Annotated in this window: 13 protein-coding genes; 6 read left to right on the forward strand and 7 right to left on the reverse strand. The window is 57.9% G+C overall.

Going from position 1 to position 14,072, the window contains the following annotated elements:
- Positions 1-71 precede the first annotated feature (71 nt).
- The 3 genes from MRS74_RS16595 (at position 72) to msrA (ending at position 3,551) form a co-directional block, all read left to right on the forward strand.
- Positions 72-1,037 (forward strand): D-2-hydroxyacid dehydrogenase family protein, encoded by a 966-nt coding sequence (locus MRS74_RS16595; protein ID WP_254581394.1) that lies wholly within the window; start codon positions 72-74, stop codon positions 1,035-1,037.
- A gap of 57 nt (positions 1,038-1,094) precedes the next feature.
- Positions 1,095-2,450: an MBL fold metallo-hydrolase gene (locus MRS74_RS16600; RefSeq protein WP_254581395.1), complete on the forward strand. Its 1,356-nt coding sequence runs from the start codon at positions 1,095-1,097 to the stop codon at positions 2,448-2,450.
- Between the two features lie 519 nt (positions 2,451-2,969).
- Positions 2,970-3,551, forward strand: coding sequence for a peptide-methionine (S)-S-oxide reductase MsrA (gene msrA, locus MRS74_RS16605; RefSeq protein WP_254581396.1), 582 nt, complete (start codon positions 2,970-2,972; stop codon positions 3,549-3,551).
- 88 nt (positions 3,552-3,639) lie between these two features.
- Here msrA and MRS74_RS16610 read toward each other — a convergent pair whose 3' ends face one another.
- Both MRS74_RS16610 and alc read right to left on the reverse strand, forming a co-directional pair.
- A complete protein-coding gene (locus tag MRS74_RS16610) occupies positions 3,640-4,158 on the reverse strand; it encodes an ureidoglycolate lyase (RefSeq protein WP_254581397.1) in 519 nt (172 codons plus the stop codon).
- Between the two features lie 3 nt (positions 4,159-4,161).
- Positions 4,162-5,175 carry an allantoicase gene (gene alc, locus MRS74_RS16615; protein ID WP_254581398.1) on the reverse strand — a complete coding sequence of 338 codons (1,014 nt, stop codon included), beginning with the start codon at positions 5,173-5,175 and terminating at the stop codon, positions 4,162-4,164.
- 565 nt (positions 5,176-5,740) lie between these two features.
- Here alc and MRS74_RS16620 point away from each other — a divergent pair.
- From MRS74_RS16620 to MRS74_RS16630, 3 genes are all read left to right on the forward strand, one after another.
- Positions 5,741-7,147 carry a YfcC family protein gene (locus tag MRS74_RS16620; protein WP_254581399.1) on the forward strand — a complete coding sequence of 469 codons (1,407 nt, stop codon included), beginning with the start codon at positions 5,741-5,743 and terminating at the stop codon, positions 7,145-7,147.
- Positions 7,148-7,735: 588 nt separating this feature from the next.
- Positions 7,736-8,587 (forward strand): MurR/RpiR family transcriptional regulator, encoded by an 852-nt coding sequence (locus MRS74_RS16625; protein WP_254581400.1) that lies wholly within the window; start codon positions 7,736-7,738, stop codon positions 8,585-8,587.
- A 90-nt stretch (positions 8,588-8,677) separates the two neighbouring features.
- Positions 8,678-9,304, forward strand: a complete 627-nt coding sequence (locus tag MRS74_RS16630; RefSeq protein ID WP_254581401.1) for a glutathione S-transferase — start codon at positions 8,678-8,680, stop codon at positions 9,302-9,304.
- A gap of 157 nt (positions 9,305-9,461) precedes the next feature.
- Here the strand turns inward: MRS74_RS16630 and MRS74_RS16635 are convergent, their stop codons facing one another.
- The 5 genes from MRS74_RS16635 to hflD form a co-directional block, all read right to left on the reverse strand.
- The gene (locus MRS74_RS16635) at positions 9,462-10,622 is read right to left on the reverse strand and encodes a ribosomal protein uL16 3-hydroxylase (RefSeq protein ID WP_254581402.1); all 1,161 of its coding nucleotides are present in this window, start codon (positions 10,620-10,622) and stop codon (positions 9,462-9,464) included.
- Positions 10,622-10,873, reverse strand: a complete 252-nt coding sequence (locus tag MRS74_RS16640) for a hypothetical protein (RefSeq protein WP_254581403.1) — start codon at positions 10,871-10,873, stop codon at positions 10,622-10,624. The genes MRS74_RS16635 and MRS74_RS16640 overlap by 1 nt, the downstream gene beginning before the upstream one ends.
- A 181-nt stretch (positions 10,874-11,054) precedes the next feature.
- Positions 11,055-11,777: a tRNA (cytosine(32)/uridine(32)-2'-O)-methyltransferase TrmJ gene (trmJ, locus tag MRS74_RS16645; RefSeq protein ID WP_254581404.1), complete on the reverse strand. Its 723-nt coding sequence runs from the start codon at positions 11,775-11,777 to the stop codon at positions 11,055-11,057.
- 124 nt (positions 11,778-11,901) lie between these two features.
- Positions 11,902-13,266, reverse strand: coding sequence for an adenylosuccinate lyase (gene purB / locus MRS74_RS16650; protein WP_254581405.1), 1,365 nt, complete (start codon positions 13,264-13,266; stop codon positions 11,902-11,904).
- A gap of 121 nt (positions 13,267-13,387) precedes the next feature.
- The gene (gene hflD, locus MRS74_RS16655) at positions 13,388-14,068 is read right to left on the reverse strand and encodes a high frequency lysogenization protein HflD (protein WP_254581406.1); all 681 of its coding nucleotides are present in this window, start codon (positions 14,066-14,068) and stop codon (positions 13,388-13,390) included.
- Positions 14,069-14,072: the final 4 nt, after the last annotated feature.

The raw sequence follows: 14,072 nt of genomic DNA on the forward strand, positions 1-14,072 counted from the left end.
TTGGAGCATCGCTATAGAGTATCCCTGCGACCGGCCTGTCGCCAGGCAGATTCTACCTCAGGAGCACTATCGTGAAAGTTGTAATACCGGATGATTATCAGCATGTAGTGCAGGGGCTGGACTGCTTTTCCCGCCTGCGGGATTTCGAGGTCGAGGTTTACCATGACTCAGTTGCCAGCATGGATACCCTGGTGGCCCGTTTTGCCTCGGCCGATGCGCTGGTGCTGACCCGTGAGCGCACCTGTATCGACGACGCGCTGCTGGCCAGGCTACCGCGCCTTAAACTCATCAGCCAGACCGGCAAGGTCGCGGCGCATATTGATGTTGCGGCCTGTCATCGCCGCGGTGTTGCCATTGCCGAAGGAACAGGGTCGCCGGTGGCGCCGGCTGAGCTCACCTGGACGCTGATCATGGCGGCGATGCGCGGTCTGGTGCCGGCGGTTAACGCGATGCAGCAGGGGCGCTGGCAGGTGAATATTGGCGACTGTCTGGCCGGAAAGACACTGGGTATCTGGGGTTTTGGCAAGATCGGCCGTCGTCTGGCGCGCTATGCAGAGGCCTTTGATATGGAAGTGCTGGTGTGGGGGCGCGAAGATTCGCGCCGAGCCGCCGGTGAATTGGGGCTGGGTGTGGCTGCAAGCAAGGCTGAGTTTTTTACCGCCTGCGATGTGCTGAGTCTGCATTTGCGCTTGAACGCCGATACCCGTGGTCTTGTGCACTACGAGGATCTGATCCGCATGAAAACCGATGCGCTTTTTGTTAATACCAGCCGTGCCGAGCTTGTTGAGCCCGGCGCCTTGCAACAGGCGCTGCAGTTGGGTCGTCCTGGTCGGGCGGCACTGGATGTGTATGAACAGGAGCCTGTTATCGACGCCGGGTACTGGGCGCTGAAAATGGACAAGGTGCTCTGCAGTCCCCATCTGGGGTATGTCGAACGCGCGGGTTATGAGCTCTATTTCGACGCCGCATTTTCCAACGTCGTACAGTTCTTTGCCGGGCGCCCGGCAAATATCATCAACCCGCAGGTGCGCACCTGAGCTTGTCCGGCTTTATGGGGGCTGTCGGACTAAGCTGTATGCAACAGGAGGCACACCATGAAAATCACTTTTCTCGGCGGTACTGAAACTGTTACCGGTTCCAAGTATCTGGTCAGTAGCGGTGATACCCAGGTGCTGGTGGATTGCGGTCTTTTTCAGGGCTACAAATGGCTGCGCGAGCGCAACTGGCAGGGCTTGCCGCTGGATCGAGCTCAACTTGATGCAGTCATTCTGACCCATGCGCACCTTGATCATTCGGGCTATTTGCCCGTGTTGTATCGCGACGGTTACCGGGGACCTGTCTATTGTCATCCGGCGACGCAGGCGCTTTGTGGTGTGCTGCTACCCGATAGCGGTCATTTGCAGGAAGAGGATGCGCGTTTTTACGGTCGTCATCGTCTGGGCAAGCATGCCCATCCTGAGCCGCTGTATGATCGTGCCACGGCAGAGAAATGCCTGGAATTACTGCACCCGGTCGAATTCGACCACAGGTTCAGCATCGGCAGCATGAAAATCACCCTGCAGCCGGTTGGCCATATTCTGGGCGCCGGCTGTGTCATCATTGAGGCCGAGGGTAAGCGGATCGGTTTTTCCGGAGATGTCGGTCGGCCCGACGACCTTTTTATGCGCCCGCCCAAGCCTCTGCCGGAACTCGACCTGCTGATGCTTGAGTCCACCTATGGTAATCGCCGGCACGAAGAGATTGATCCTTATGAGCAGCTCAGGGATGTTGTCAATGAGACCGCAAAGGGCGGCGGGGTGCTGCTGATTCCGAGTTTTGCGGTGGGGCGAGCGCAGGTGCTGCAGCATATGCTGGCCACCTTGATGGCGGATGGCCGGATTCCGAGGATGCCGGTGTTCCTCGACAGTCCGATGGCGATTGACGTGTCCGACATCTATTGCCGTTTTCATGCAGAGCATCGCCTGAGTGCCGATGATTGCCGGCGCATGTGCCGGACCGTGCAGTATGTGAAAACAGTGGAAGGTTCCCGGGCGCTGGGCGACCAGCCTTTTCCCCATATCATCATCGCCGGCAGCGGTATGGTCTCGGGGGGCAGGATACTGCATCACCTGAAAGCGCTGCTATCGGACCACCGCACGACGGTACTGCTGACAGGCTATCAGGCGGGTGGCACGCGTGGCGCCAAGATGCAGGAAGGCGTTGACAGTGTGAAAATTCATGGTGAATGGGTGAAAAACCGCGCCCGGATCAGAACCTTGCACGGTTTGTCCGGCCATGGTGACTATGTGGATATAGGCAACTGGCTCGCAGCTTCGGCGCTCAAACCCGGCACCAGAATTCAACTGGTACACGGCGATCCCGATGCGCTTGAGGGCATGCGTGACCACCTGCGTCGAACGCTGCCATTCGAGGTTGAGGTGGCCGGTTATCGTAATATCCTGACGGTTTGAATAATAAAAGGCACCAGGCGCTGCAGGTTATGCCGCTGGGATATATTGCACATTCAATCGCTCCCGACGATGGAATAAGGCAATTTTTGAGCTCTTTTAAGGCGATAAATCGGCAGGATAGCCGATTTACACAGCATGAGCTGCCTATGGGGAAAGCGACAGGGATGTCGCTGGTGAATAGTGGAGCCATGAAAGAGTACAAAAAATGCCCCTCTCTCTACCGGAGACAATCGGCTTTTCCGCACGACTGCATGGATGCAGGATGCAGGGCGAAGCAGGATGCCCGAGCCGAGTAGATCCGTGTTAAGTCCGACAGGCTGCCAGTATGGGCCCGGGGCTTAAGCCATTGCAGGGTGCAAATTAGACGGCGCCTTAGTCGCTGTTGTTTTTATACCGTTATCTTATACGTGCCTGCTTATTCAACTCGGTGGCAACCGGGTCATCAGCCATGCGCCAGGCTGAATGGGGTCGGCCTGGGGCAGACTAACCTTCAGTCTGAGATTAACCGAGGTGGAACCCATGAAAATTCACGCAATCGCAACCTTGGCGCTGCTGGGCGCATTGCAACCTTCAGCGGTGCTGGCCGACAAGGCCATTTTTGCCGGTGGCTGTTTCTGGTGCATGGAGCAGGCGTTTCAGCCCCAGACGGGGGTGACGGATGTGGTATCCGGCTTTACCGGCGGCACCCTGGAGAACCCGGTGTATGACGGTAATCACGACGGACACTACGAGGCGATTGAGATCACCTACGACCCCAAGTTGATCAGCTACCAGCAGCTGCTGGATCTTTACTGGGTGAACGTCGACCCGTTCGACAGCCGGGGGCAGTTCTGTGACAAGGGGCCCAGTTACCTGAGCGCCATCTTTGTGCTGGATGATAGCCAGCGCGCCCTGGCAGAGGCATCCCGCCAGCAAGTTGTGAACGAGTTTGCCGACAGCACGGTCGTCACGCCGGTGCTGGATGCAACACGTTTCTATCCCGTGGTGGAAGGGCACCAGGACTACTACATCAAGAATCCGATCCGCTACCGCTACTACAAAGCCGCGTGCAGGCGCGTTTCGCGGTTGCAGGATATCTGGGGTGAACGGGCTTCCCACTGAGGATGTGGGGTTGTGGCAAGACTGATCGCGAATTTAAACGGGTGCCTCGTCTTGCGGCCTCTGCCGACGGGCACCCGGTCAACGACCCTTAGTCACACAGCAACTGTGCAAAGTCCAGTACTGGCTGCGCGTCAGCCGCTAAATGGTGCTCATCGCAGTTATGCTTCTGTGTAATGAGGTCGATTAGTACAAAGTCCTGATCGGGGGCCAGTGCCAGCAGCGAGTGATGCCAGACACCGGGGTGGTAGTTGACGCCCTGAGTGCCGTCGCAGAGAAAGGCACGGATATCCGGGCTCTCAGGCTGTTCCCCCGCCGGTGCCACGACAACGATAAAGGGCCTCTGACCCTGGGGTATAAATGCCTGGCTTGCGAGTGGGTGGCGCTCCAGCACTTTGATGGATAACGGTGAGGGCAGGGGCTGTGACCGCGCCAGGCTGATGCCAGCGTGGCCATCCTGGGGGGCTGCAATTATCCGCCCGATATCGTGATAGCGTATGGTCGCGCCGCCGTTGATGGCAAAATTCTTGCTGCCATCCATTTCGATTACATCCCCGAAGGGTGCAAAGGCGGTACGTTCCAGTGCTTCTATTTTCAGCCTTCTGGTCATCGATCAGGACTCCCTGTGGGCGTTGTCGACAGGTGTGCCAATCAGGCGCAACCGGCTGATGCCGCCATCGGGAAAGATATTCAGGCGCACATGGGTAATGGTGCCGATCGGGTTCACCTCAGGGCCAAAAAAGTGCTGTTCATGGGCCTGCAGTTTTTGAGTCGGCAGCAACTCCTGCCAGAACAGACTCTGGGTTTCGATCTGGTCATCGGTGCCACCTTTGACAAAGGCCGCCTGAATAGAGCAGCTGTCCGGGTAATTGCCCTTGAAGTGGGCGGTATCGACCTCGATACGCTGGATGTCGCCAGGGTGCCCCAGCGCTACTATGACCCAGTCGTTGCCAGGTGTGCGGCGGCGGGCGGTTTCCCAGCCATCCCCCATATTGATGCCACGGCCAGGGTTGAGAATGTTGGCCATGCGGCCGAAGTGTTCGTCACTGCAGGCCAGGGTGCGCCCGCCGTGCACTACGGCGGCGAGGTCGATGGGGGTCTGGCTGCCGGCTTCAATACGCGACTGCGGCCGTCCCCATACACGCAGACGGGCTATGCCGCCATCCGGGTAGATATTGAGTCGCAGGTGAGTCCAGCTACGCTCATCCGTAATGGGGTGGACATGGTGCGCATTGCCGGACAGGGCGACTGAGGGCAGGATCTCCGTCCAGCGTGTATCTGCGTTTGGTTCGCCGCTGTCGCACTGGCAGGCGTCTACCGACGCCGATGGCGGAAAGTTACCGGTAAAATGGCTGGTGTCCAGGTCAATACCCTTGATAGTGCCTGGCAGCCCCAGGCGGATGATGCTGTAGTCAAAGCCTTCACAGCGTTTGCGGCGGGACTCCCAGCCGTCCATCCACTTGCCATTGTCGTCGAACAGTCCTTCTTTCCACTGCGGCTCAGTGTGAGACAGCATGCGGCTGGCTGACGCGAAGAAATCGTCGGTGCAGAACAGTACCTCGGCGCCAAAACGGTCGTCGGCCAGGTTGGGCCAGCGGGTTGCAAGATCAATCGCAGTATTGGTCATGGTCGTTTTTCCATCTTATTGATATTCAGTTATTCGCCGAAGGGCGCCGTCGCTTGTGCCGATAATACTTAACTCAGCCTTATCGCCTCAGTTAATATATTCCGGTAATTTTCCTGATCAAATAGTCAGTTAATTGGTCGGCTGTATTCATGTGATCTTATATAACTCACGCCGAGTAGGACGCTCTTCGAAACAGGATTGTACGCAATCTGTTCTCTTAATCAATACTATATTTTCACTTTTATTTTCTTTGAAAATTAATTATCATTTGTTGGCTGGTGCAGGGATGTGCCCGAAATTTTCTAATTCGTGTATGTGATGGATCCTGGCAGCGGAGCACGCCGTCGGTGTTTTCACCGCGGCGAGAGGCTCGAGTAACGCGTCAGGAAAAGATGACGCTGCCCGTGGCTGCCTTGACAGGCCTCAAGGTAGTCCTGAGAACAAAAGCGGGTTCACCAATAAAAAACATAAATGAGGTGTATATACTATGGCAGACGCCAACAGCAGCAACCCAGGTGTGGCTGAGTCTCTGTCTGGTAACCACACGATAGCCCCGGAGGTTGACGTGAAGACCAGAAAATCATTCGAGATGCCCCATATCTACGTCATATTGTTCGTTTTCAGTGCCATTGCGGCCTTGATGACCTACATAGTGCCGGCCGGTCAGTATGACCGCATACCCGGCCCGAATGGCCGTACCACCATTGATCCTGATTCCTTCCGAATCATTGATTCGACGCCTGTTGGCCTGCAGGACTTCATGCTCGCAATACCCCGTGGCCTGATGGATGCCGGGGTGGTGGTGTTCTTCACCTTTATCATCGGCGGCATGTTCATGGTGCTGCGGCGAACCGGCATTATCGAGATCGGTGTCGACAAGCTGACGCGTCGTTTTGCGCATAACAGCATAGTGGTCATTCCGGTGCTGATGGTGACATTTGCGGTCATTGCAACGTTAATCGGCACCCAGGAACTGGCGCTGGTCTATGTGCCGGTGATACTGCCGCTCATGATTGCCTTGCGCTTCGATTCGGTCACCGCGGCGGGGGTTGCGCTCTGCGCGACCACGGCGGGCTTTACGGCAGGTGTGCTCAACCCGATCAATACCGGTTTGGGGCAGCAGCTGGCGGGCTTGCCGGTATTCTCCGGCATGGGGCTGCGCTCCATGGCGTTTGTGGCGATTCTTCTAACCGGTGTGGCTTACGTGATCCGCTACGCCAGCCGGGTGCGCAATAACCCCGAGCTGAGCCTGATGAACGGCGATGCGGCTGAAGCTGACAAGCGCAAGCGTTACCTGCATGCCGAGTCTGAGGGTGCCCTGACAGCGACGTCGCGGCAGAAGCTGGCTGCGGTGGCTGCCTTCGCCTTCTTCGGCATTCTGGTCTGGGGTGTGCTGGAGCGTCACTGGTTCATGATGGAAATGGCCGGCCTCTTTGTCATTATGGGTGTGGTTGTCGGTCTGATTGCCGGGCTCAAGACTGCGGATATCTGTGAAGGCTTTAACGAAGGTTTCCGGGATGTGCTGGTCGGTGCCTTTATTTGCGGTGTGGCCCGTGCCGTTGCCGTGGTGCTGGAAGACGGCCATATCATGGACACCATGGTACATGGCTTGGGCGGGCTGGTGGGGGGCTTCCCATCCATGCTGTCCGCAATCGGCATGTTTGTATCGCAGCTGGGTTTCAACTTCGTCATTCCCTCGGGCAGTGGCCAGGCCCTGGTGACCATGCCGATAATGGCGCCGCTGTCCGACCTGATCGGCGTTACCCGCCAGACTGCTGTGCTCGCCTATCAGCTGGGTGACGGCCTGAGCAACATCCTGTATCCAACCTCAGGCTATTTTATGGCCACCCTGGCGCTGGCGGGTGTGGGCTGGAACAAGTGGGTCAAGTTCTTCCTGCCGCTGTTCTGTATCTGGATTGTCATTGCCATGGCGTTCCTGATCTTTGCACAGGCGACCCAGTGGATGGGTTAACAGTAAGACGCAGATAGACTCTCTTAATGCCCCCCGGCTTAAAAGCCGGGGGGCATTTTTGTTTGTGCAGCTGACCTGCCACTTAGCAGAAAGTGTATAGGCGAGGTTTTTTGGGTGCAGCTGTACAAGGTGCGGCGGTGAATAGCATATCTTTTACTGGGTGAGTTTATGGAGGCACTGATACAACATTAATTTTATGCATGATGTTTATTTGACCGGAACAAGATTGTGCTGATGTTTAACTGCTAATGTATACAAAATGAAAACAAATTTTTAGTTAATATATACTTGAAACAAATTATCGTTCCGGCGCCTGTTTAATGTGAATAAACAATAAAGGGGTGCTTTAGATGCACAGACTCTTTGGCGTGCAAGCGCGAGCGATGCAATCCGTAGTTCTGGCTTTGTGTACATCCAGGTGCAGGGTCGGCCTGGCTGGCACCGTTAAAAAAACACCCGCTGGGGCGGGGCAGAGCATTTCTGTGTTTTAACAGTACCTTGGTCGCAGCACTGTCGGTGCAGAGAAGATAGAATGGCGTAATCAGGATTCAGGCCACCGGCAAGACGGGTCGGTACAGGGGGATAGCTATGAAGTTGCCAATCGAAGATCGCGTGCGCGAGATATATGAAGAGCTGCCCCGCAGTGAGCGGCTGCTTGCCGATATCATCATCGACTTTCCCGGTGACCTTGCGACCCATTCCATTTCCGAGCTGGTCGAGCGTGCCGATACGTCCAATGCCGCGGCAACCCGCTTGATCAAGCGTCTGGGGTACAAGGATTTCCGCGAGATACGCAAGCAGGTGCGTGAGGCCAAGTCTGAAGGTTCGCCGCGCTATCTGAACACCTTCGATCACCATGCCGGGGATTTTCGCAGTGAAATCAAGCAGCACCTTGACTGCGAGATGGAGAACCTGTTGCGCAGCTTTGAGGCATTGAGCGAGGATACGCTGCGGGAAGTCATTCCGTGCATTGAGGCTGCAGACAAGATCTGGATTATCGGCTATGGCAACAGCTACATGCCGGCGCTCTATTTTCGCCAGCAGCTGATACAGCTGCGCTCCTGTGTCGAGGTGCTGCCGCGCCCGGCCCAGGCGATCGAAAAGGATCTCTGTGGGCTGACCGAGCAGGACATGGTGATCGTGATCGGTTTTCGCAGGCGCAAGGAAGTTATTAATCGCGTCATGACCTATGCCCGTGAACTGGGTGCCAAGGTGCTCTATCTGACCGATCATACCGAGGACAAGACCGTGAACCTGGCAGACTGGACGCTGCGCTGCATGGTGCAGAGTACCTCGTTGTTCGATTCCTACATCTCCGGTTTCAGTATGCTGAACTACCTCTGCGCCTCTGTGTCGGATCACATCGGGCGTGGGGCGTCTGAGCGCCTGAGCCGGGCCGAAAAACTGCATGATCTGTTCAGCAAGATAGAAGAGAGCTGAGGCTGCGCTTTGATGCAGGGGCGGCTTGTTCAGCCCCGGGGGCCGGAGTATTCTGCCAGCTTCGAAACTACGGATGGCCAGGGACTCCCTATGCAACTTTACTACTCGGCGGCATCTCCCTTTGTGCGCAAGGTATTGGTTACGGCCCATGAGCTGGGCTTGGTTGATCGGCTCGAACTGCTGAGCGCGGCGGCCAATCCGGTGAACCCCAATCTGACGATCACGGCCTTTAATCCGCTCGGGCAGGTGCCCACCCTGATAACCGATGCAGGCGCGGTGTTGTGTGACAGCCGTGTCATCTGCGAATACCTCGACAGCCAGGCCGGCGGCACGCTTTTCGGCCAGGCTGAGGCGCGCTGGGCGGCGCTGGTACTGCAGTCCCATGCCGATGGCTTGCTGGATGCGGCTCTGCTGGCGCGCTATGAGCGCATCACCCGGCCAGAGGCGCTGCAGTGGGATGACTGGGAAGCCGGCCAGATGGGCAAGATCGCCCGCACGCTGGATCTGCTGGAGCGCGACATCGCAGTCATCGAAGGCGCCGGTGCATCGGCTGAGCAGCGAGTCGATATCGGCACCATCACTCTGGGCTGCGCGCTGGGATATCTCGGTTTCCGCTTTCCTGACTTCAACTGGCGCGACACTCATATCGGCCTTAGGGCCTGGTTTGAGCGTTTCAGTCAGCGCCCGTCGATGCTGAAAACGGCGCCCAAAGGCTGAATCAGCCGCTGCGAGCCCAAAGTTAGTAGAAATAACAAAGGCTGCCGAGGCAGCCTTTGTTGTGGAATGGTTTTTTGTAGGTCAGAGCGCAGGGTGGGAGCCAAGGTTGGGGCAGGTTCGTTAAACGTTAACTTGGCCCTTGCCCCTGCTTTCGTATTCAGTCCTGATCGTCGGCGTAGAAGATGCCCTGATTGATCAGTTTTGTCAGCAGTTCCAGGGCCTGCTCAAGATCCGTGTCATCTCCCAGATCCAGGCCGCCGCTGTTGCAAATGCCGCTGAAGAGCGATTCCTGTGCCTCTGTGCCGGTATAGCGGATGCCATCGGCGAAGAGTTCGCAGCCGTTGCTGCTGCGCCGCCAGGCCAGACGGGCGCCCTCGGTGCGGCTCAGGGTGCCGCCGGACTCCAGATAGGTGCGCAGGTTTTCGCAGCTAACGGGCTCTTCGGGTTGCTGATCCAGATCCGGATACTTGGGCTCGGTCATGCAGCGGCCAAACCATTCTCCCAGCAGCGCATCGTCATTCATGTACTGACTGAGAATGCCGCGCACCCGTGCGATTGCATCGTCACCAATCTGGGCGCCGTTGGCCTGAGGTTTCAGATCGGGATCGCTGTAGCGCAGTTCGTTGCTCAGACGCTCACCGACAAAGTCGGTAAAGTTGCGCATGATTTCGCCATGGGAGGGCGCACGAAAGCCTACCGAGTAGGTCATGCAGCCATCGCCCACGGCGATGCCGCTGTGCCCCAGACGCGGCGGTACATAGAGCATGTCACCGGGCTCCAGTACCCAGCTTTGCTCGGCATCCCATTCCGGCAGGATCATCACGGGGGCATCGCTGCGCCGCGGCGAGTCTGAATTGAATTCGCCGCCGACTTCCCAGCGCCGCTGGCCGGCGGCCTGAATCAGGAACACATCGTAGTTGTCATAGTGCGGTCCGACACCGCCGCCATCCACGGCGTAGCTGACCATCAGGTCATCCAGACGCCAGCGCGGGATAAAGTCGAACTGTGCCATCAGCTCGGCGGCTTCAGGTACCCAGTGATCCACGGCCTGCACCAGCAGGGTCCAGTGGGACGGGGGCAGCTGGCCGAAATGTTCTTCCTCGAAGGGCCCCTGCTGCAGTTCCCAGTGATCGCTGGCGGGATCCTGCAACACGATGCGTGCTTCCACATCCTCTTCGCAGGCCAGGCCTGCCAGATCGTCGGCCTCGATGACCGGCTCCAGGTCGGGAAAGGCCTGGCGGATAAGCAGCGGCTTCTTCTGCCAGTATTCGGCCAGGAAGCGTTCGGGGGTCAGGTCGCCCAGGTTAAGTATGTTCATCAGCGCTGCAGCAGCTCCTTTAATTCATCCACGGCGCTTTCAAGCTCAGCCATGATCTTGCGCTGATCCTTGGCGGCGATAGCCGCGACGCGGTTGTTGCCCACCAGGGTGACGCAGTGGCTGATGGTGTCCACGCAGCGCTCGATACCGGCGAGATTGAGTTGATAGTTATGGGTGCGTTCGGCCAGGTCGTGGATGCCGTTGCGCAATTCATCGGCCTGGCTCATCAGTGTCTTGATCTGGTTGTTCATCGTTTGGATCCCGGCAATGTTATCGGACAGGTTCACTGAGCTTGCATCTGTGTCGACGCTGGCTGTGAACGGCCAGCGTCGGGGTTATCAAGACTAGCCTGCAGCACCTTGTCGGGACAACAGCCCGGCTGGTCGCGATGACTGTTTTTTGTGTCCGTTGTTTTGCTTTTTTGTCAGCTGTTTACTTTTTATGCTTGCCGAGGACTTCTTCCACCGAGGTGAGAATCCCCCGCAACATTCCCAACTCGGCCCGTTCCGGGCGGCTGCGGTTGAAAAAGCGGTGCAGTTTGTCGAGTACGCGGCCTTCATGCTGCGGAATAATGAAATGGGTCAGGCGCAGCACCCGCTCCAGGTGTTCGTAGAACAGTGTCATTTCACCCTGGCGCGGATACTGGGCGCTGTCCTGCTTCACGGCGGGCCTTTCGTGGGCCATCCAGACTTCATAGCTCAGCAGCTGTATCGCCTGGGCCACATTGAGCACCGGGTACTCGGGGTTAGCCGGAATATAGACGTGGAAGCTGCAGCGCTTGAGCTCGTCGTTATGCAGCCCCATGGTTTCACGGCCGAAGACGATGGCGATTTCACCGTCGCCGGACTCCGCCGCGCACTTGATGCCGCATTCGCGGGCATCCAGCTGGGGCAGGTCGAAGGTGCGATTGCGCGCGCTTGTACCTATCACCAGCTGGCAGTCGGCGATGGCTTCATCGAGGTTGCCAACGACCCTGGCGTCGTCCAGCACATCCTTGGCGCCGGCGGCACGGGAGTCGGCATCGGGGTGGGGGAATTCACGCGGTTCCACCAGCCAGAGTTGCGTCAGTCCCATGTTCTTCATGGCCCGCGCCGCAGCGCCTATGTTGCCCGGGTGAAAGGTGTTGATCAGTACAATGCGGATATTCTTGAGCATGGGAGTTCCGAAGGCAGTTCGGGTTATGCGTCTATCGGCCTGCGCAGGCAGCGTCGGCCAGGCTCAGACTGCGGCCAGCATTGAAAACGGGGCCCGAGGGCCCCGTTCATTCAGCCCGGATCAATCAGATTGATTCGGCCTGTGCCACAGCATTGCCGATGTAATTCTGCGGCGTCAGAGCCTTGAGCGATGCCTTGGCATCGTCCGGCATATCCAGCGTATCGATAAAGTTCTGGATAGTCTCGCGGTTCATGGTGTGACCACGGGTCAGTGCCTTGAGCTTTTCGTACGGCTCTTCGATGCCGTAGCGGCGCATCACGGTCTGAATCGGCTCGGCCAGGACTTCCCAGGCGTTCTCGAGGTCTGCATCCATGCGCACGGCGTTGAGTTCCAGCTTGCTGATACCCTTGAGGGCCGACTGGTAGGCAATCAGGCTGTGGCCAAAGCCGACACCCAGGTTGCGCAGTACCGTAGAGTCGGTCAGGTCGCGCTGCCAGCGGGAAATCGGCAGCTTGGCGGCCAGATGCTGCATGATGGCGTTGGCGATGCCGAGGTTGCCTTCGGAGTTTTCGAAGTCAATCGGGTTCACCTTGTGCGGCATGGTGGACGAGCCCACTTCGCCGGCAATGGTGCGCTGCTTGAAGTAACCCAGGGAAATGTAGCCCCACAGATCGCGATCGAAGTCGATCAGGATGGTGTTGAAGCGGCAGATCGCATCAAACAGTTCGGCGATGTAGTCGTGCGGCTCGATCTGAGTGGTGTAGGGGTTCCAGTCCAGGCCCAGGCTGGTGACGAAAGACTCGGCGTAGGCCTGCCAGTCGACATCGGGGTAGGCGGACAGGTGGGCATTGTAGTTGCCGACCGCACCGTTCACCTTGCCGAGGAACTCCATCTGCTCCAGCTGCTTGAGCTGGCGCTGCAGACGGTGCGCCACGTTGGCCATTTCCTTGCCCAGGGTGGTGGGCGAGGCTGTCTGGCCGTGGGTGCGGGACAGCATCGGCTGGGCGGCGAAATCGCGGGCCAGGGTGGCGATGGCATCTTTCACCTGCTGCATCTGATCCTGCATCACGGCCAGGCCGTTTTTCAGCATCAATGCGTGGGACAGGTTGTTGATGTCTTCGGAGGTGCAGGCAAAGTGCACGAATTCGCTGATCTTGGCCAGTTCGTCGTTGCTGCCGAATTTTTCCTTGATGAAATATTCAACGGCCTTGACGTCGTGGTTGGTGGTGCGCTCGATATCCTTGACGCGCTGGGCATCGGCTTCGCTGAATTCGCTGACGATAGCGTTCAGCTGCGCGTCTGTGGCGGCGCTGAACGGCTGAACCTCGACGATGCCTGGGTGGTTGGCCAGCTGTTGTAGCCAGCGGATCTCCACTTCGACACGAAAACGGACCAGGCCGAATTCGCTGAAAAAGGCGCGCAGGTCAGCAGTTTTGCTGCCGTAGCGGCCGTCGATGGGGGATATGGCGGTAAGGGCAGAGAGCTCCATGAAACGTCTCGCTGTGACTGTAGGGTTAAAAAAGTGGGCGCATTATACCGGAAATGCAGCGCCCGCGTATGACTTATGCGCAGATTCGCAGGCGAGCCTCAGGTCCGAGTCTATGCCGGGCCTATTCGGTTTGTTGCGGGGCCTGCAGGCGCTGCAGCGACGGCCGTACCCGATGCTTGAAAAACAGCAGCTGCCAGCGCCGCCCGCCCACCTGCTGCCAGAGCATGGCGGCACGAATACCCGCCAGCAGCAGGGCGCGGATCTTGGCGGCGTTGTCGGCATTCTGCAGATGGCGCGGGTCGCCGCCCACGTTGATGCGAAAACTGAAGGTGCTGATCGTCTCCTGATACAGGCTGGCGATATTGGCCACCACGTTGGTGTGGGTGAACACCGCCGGGTTGTCCATCAGATCGCCATCCTGGCCGTTGAAATACTGCGCCTGCTGGCTAATCTGCTCGATGCGCTTGCCGAGGGTTGCGAGCATTTCCTGGTTGGAGGCTAGCTTGGCCTGCAGGGTGATCATGCTGAGCACATAGTTGATCAGGTTGCGGTTTTGATCGCCACGGCGCTTTTCGATGAGGTCGCCCAGTGTCTTCAGGCCCAGATGCAGATTGTGGGGCAGGTCATGGGCGCCGCCGTAAATGTCTTCGGTGCAGTCAGGCTTGGTGACGAAAATGCTGTAGAGGCTGGTTTCAAAGCTGTTCTGCGGAATCATGCCGCGGGTTGCGATCTGATCCACCAGGGTTGCGGCCTGGCACATGGCGGCCAGAGCGATGGCCTGTTGATCCTGTTGGCGTGACATCTTG

Source organism: Marinobacterium sedimentorum, assembly GCF_024267675.1.
Lineage (GTDB): Bacteria > Pseudomonadota > Gammaproteobacteria > Pseudomonadales > Balneatricaceae > Marinobacterium_A > Marinobacterium_A sedimentorum.

Bases quoted from the DNA above. Each gene is read 5' to 3' on its own strand.
- MRS74_RS16600 (WP_254581395.1), top strand. From the start codon at position 1,095: ATGAAAATCACTTTTCTCGGCGGTACTGAAACTGTTACCGGTTCCAAG.
- msrA (WP_254581396.1), top strand. From the start codon at position 2,970: ATGAAAATTCACGCAATCGCAACCTTGGCGCTGCTGGGCGCATTGCAA.
- MRS74_RS16610 (WP_254581397.1), bottom strand. From the start codon at position 4,158: ATGACCAGAAGGCTGAAAATAGAAGCACTGGAACGTACCGCCTTTGCA.
- alc (WP_254581398.1), bottom strand. From the start codon at position 5,175: ATGACCAATACTGCGATTGATCTTGCAACCCGCTGGCCCAACCTGGCC.
- MRS74_RS16625 (WP_254581400.1), top strand. From the start codon at position 7,736: ATGAAGTTGCCAATCGAAGATCGCGTGCGCGAGATATATGAAGAGCTG.
- MRS74_RS16630 (WP_254581401.1), top strand. From the start codon at position 8,678: ATGCAACTTTACTACTCGGCGGCATCTCCCTTTGTGCGCAAGGTATTG.
- MRS74_RS16635 (WP_254581402.1), bottom strand. From the start codon at position 10,622: ATGAACATACTTAACCTGGGCGACCTGACCCCCGAACGCTTCCTGGCC.
- MRS74_RS16640 (WP_254581403.1), bottom strand. From the start codon at position 10,873: ATGAACAACCAGATCAAGACACTGATGAGCCAGGCCGATGAATTGCGC.
- trmJ (WP_254581404.1), bottom strand. From the start codon at position 11,777: ATGCTCAAGAATATCCGCATTGTACTGATCAACACCTTTCACCCGGGC.
- purB (WP_254581405.1), bottom strand. From the start codon at position 13,266: ATGGAGCTCTCTGCCCTTACCGCCATATCCCCCATCGACGGCCGCTAC.
- hflD (WP_254581406.1), bottom strand. From the start codon at position 14,068: ATGTCACGCCAACAGGATCAACAGGCCATCGCTCTGGCCGCCATGTGC.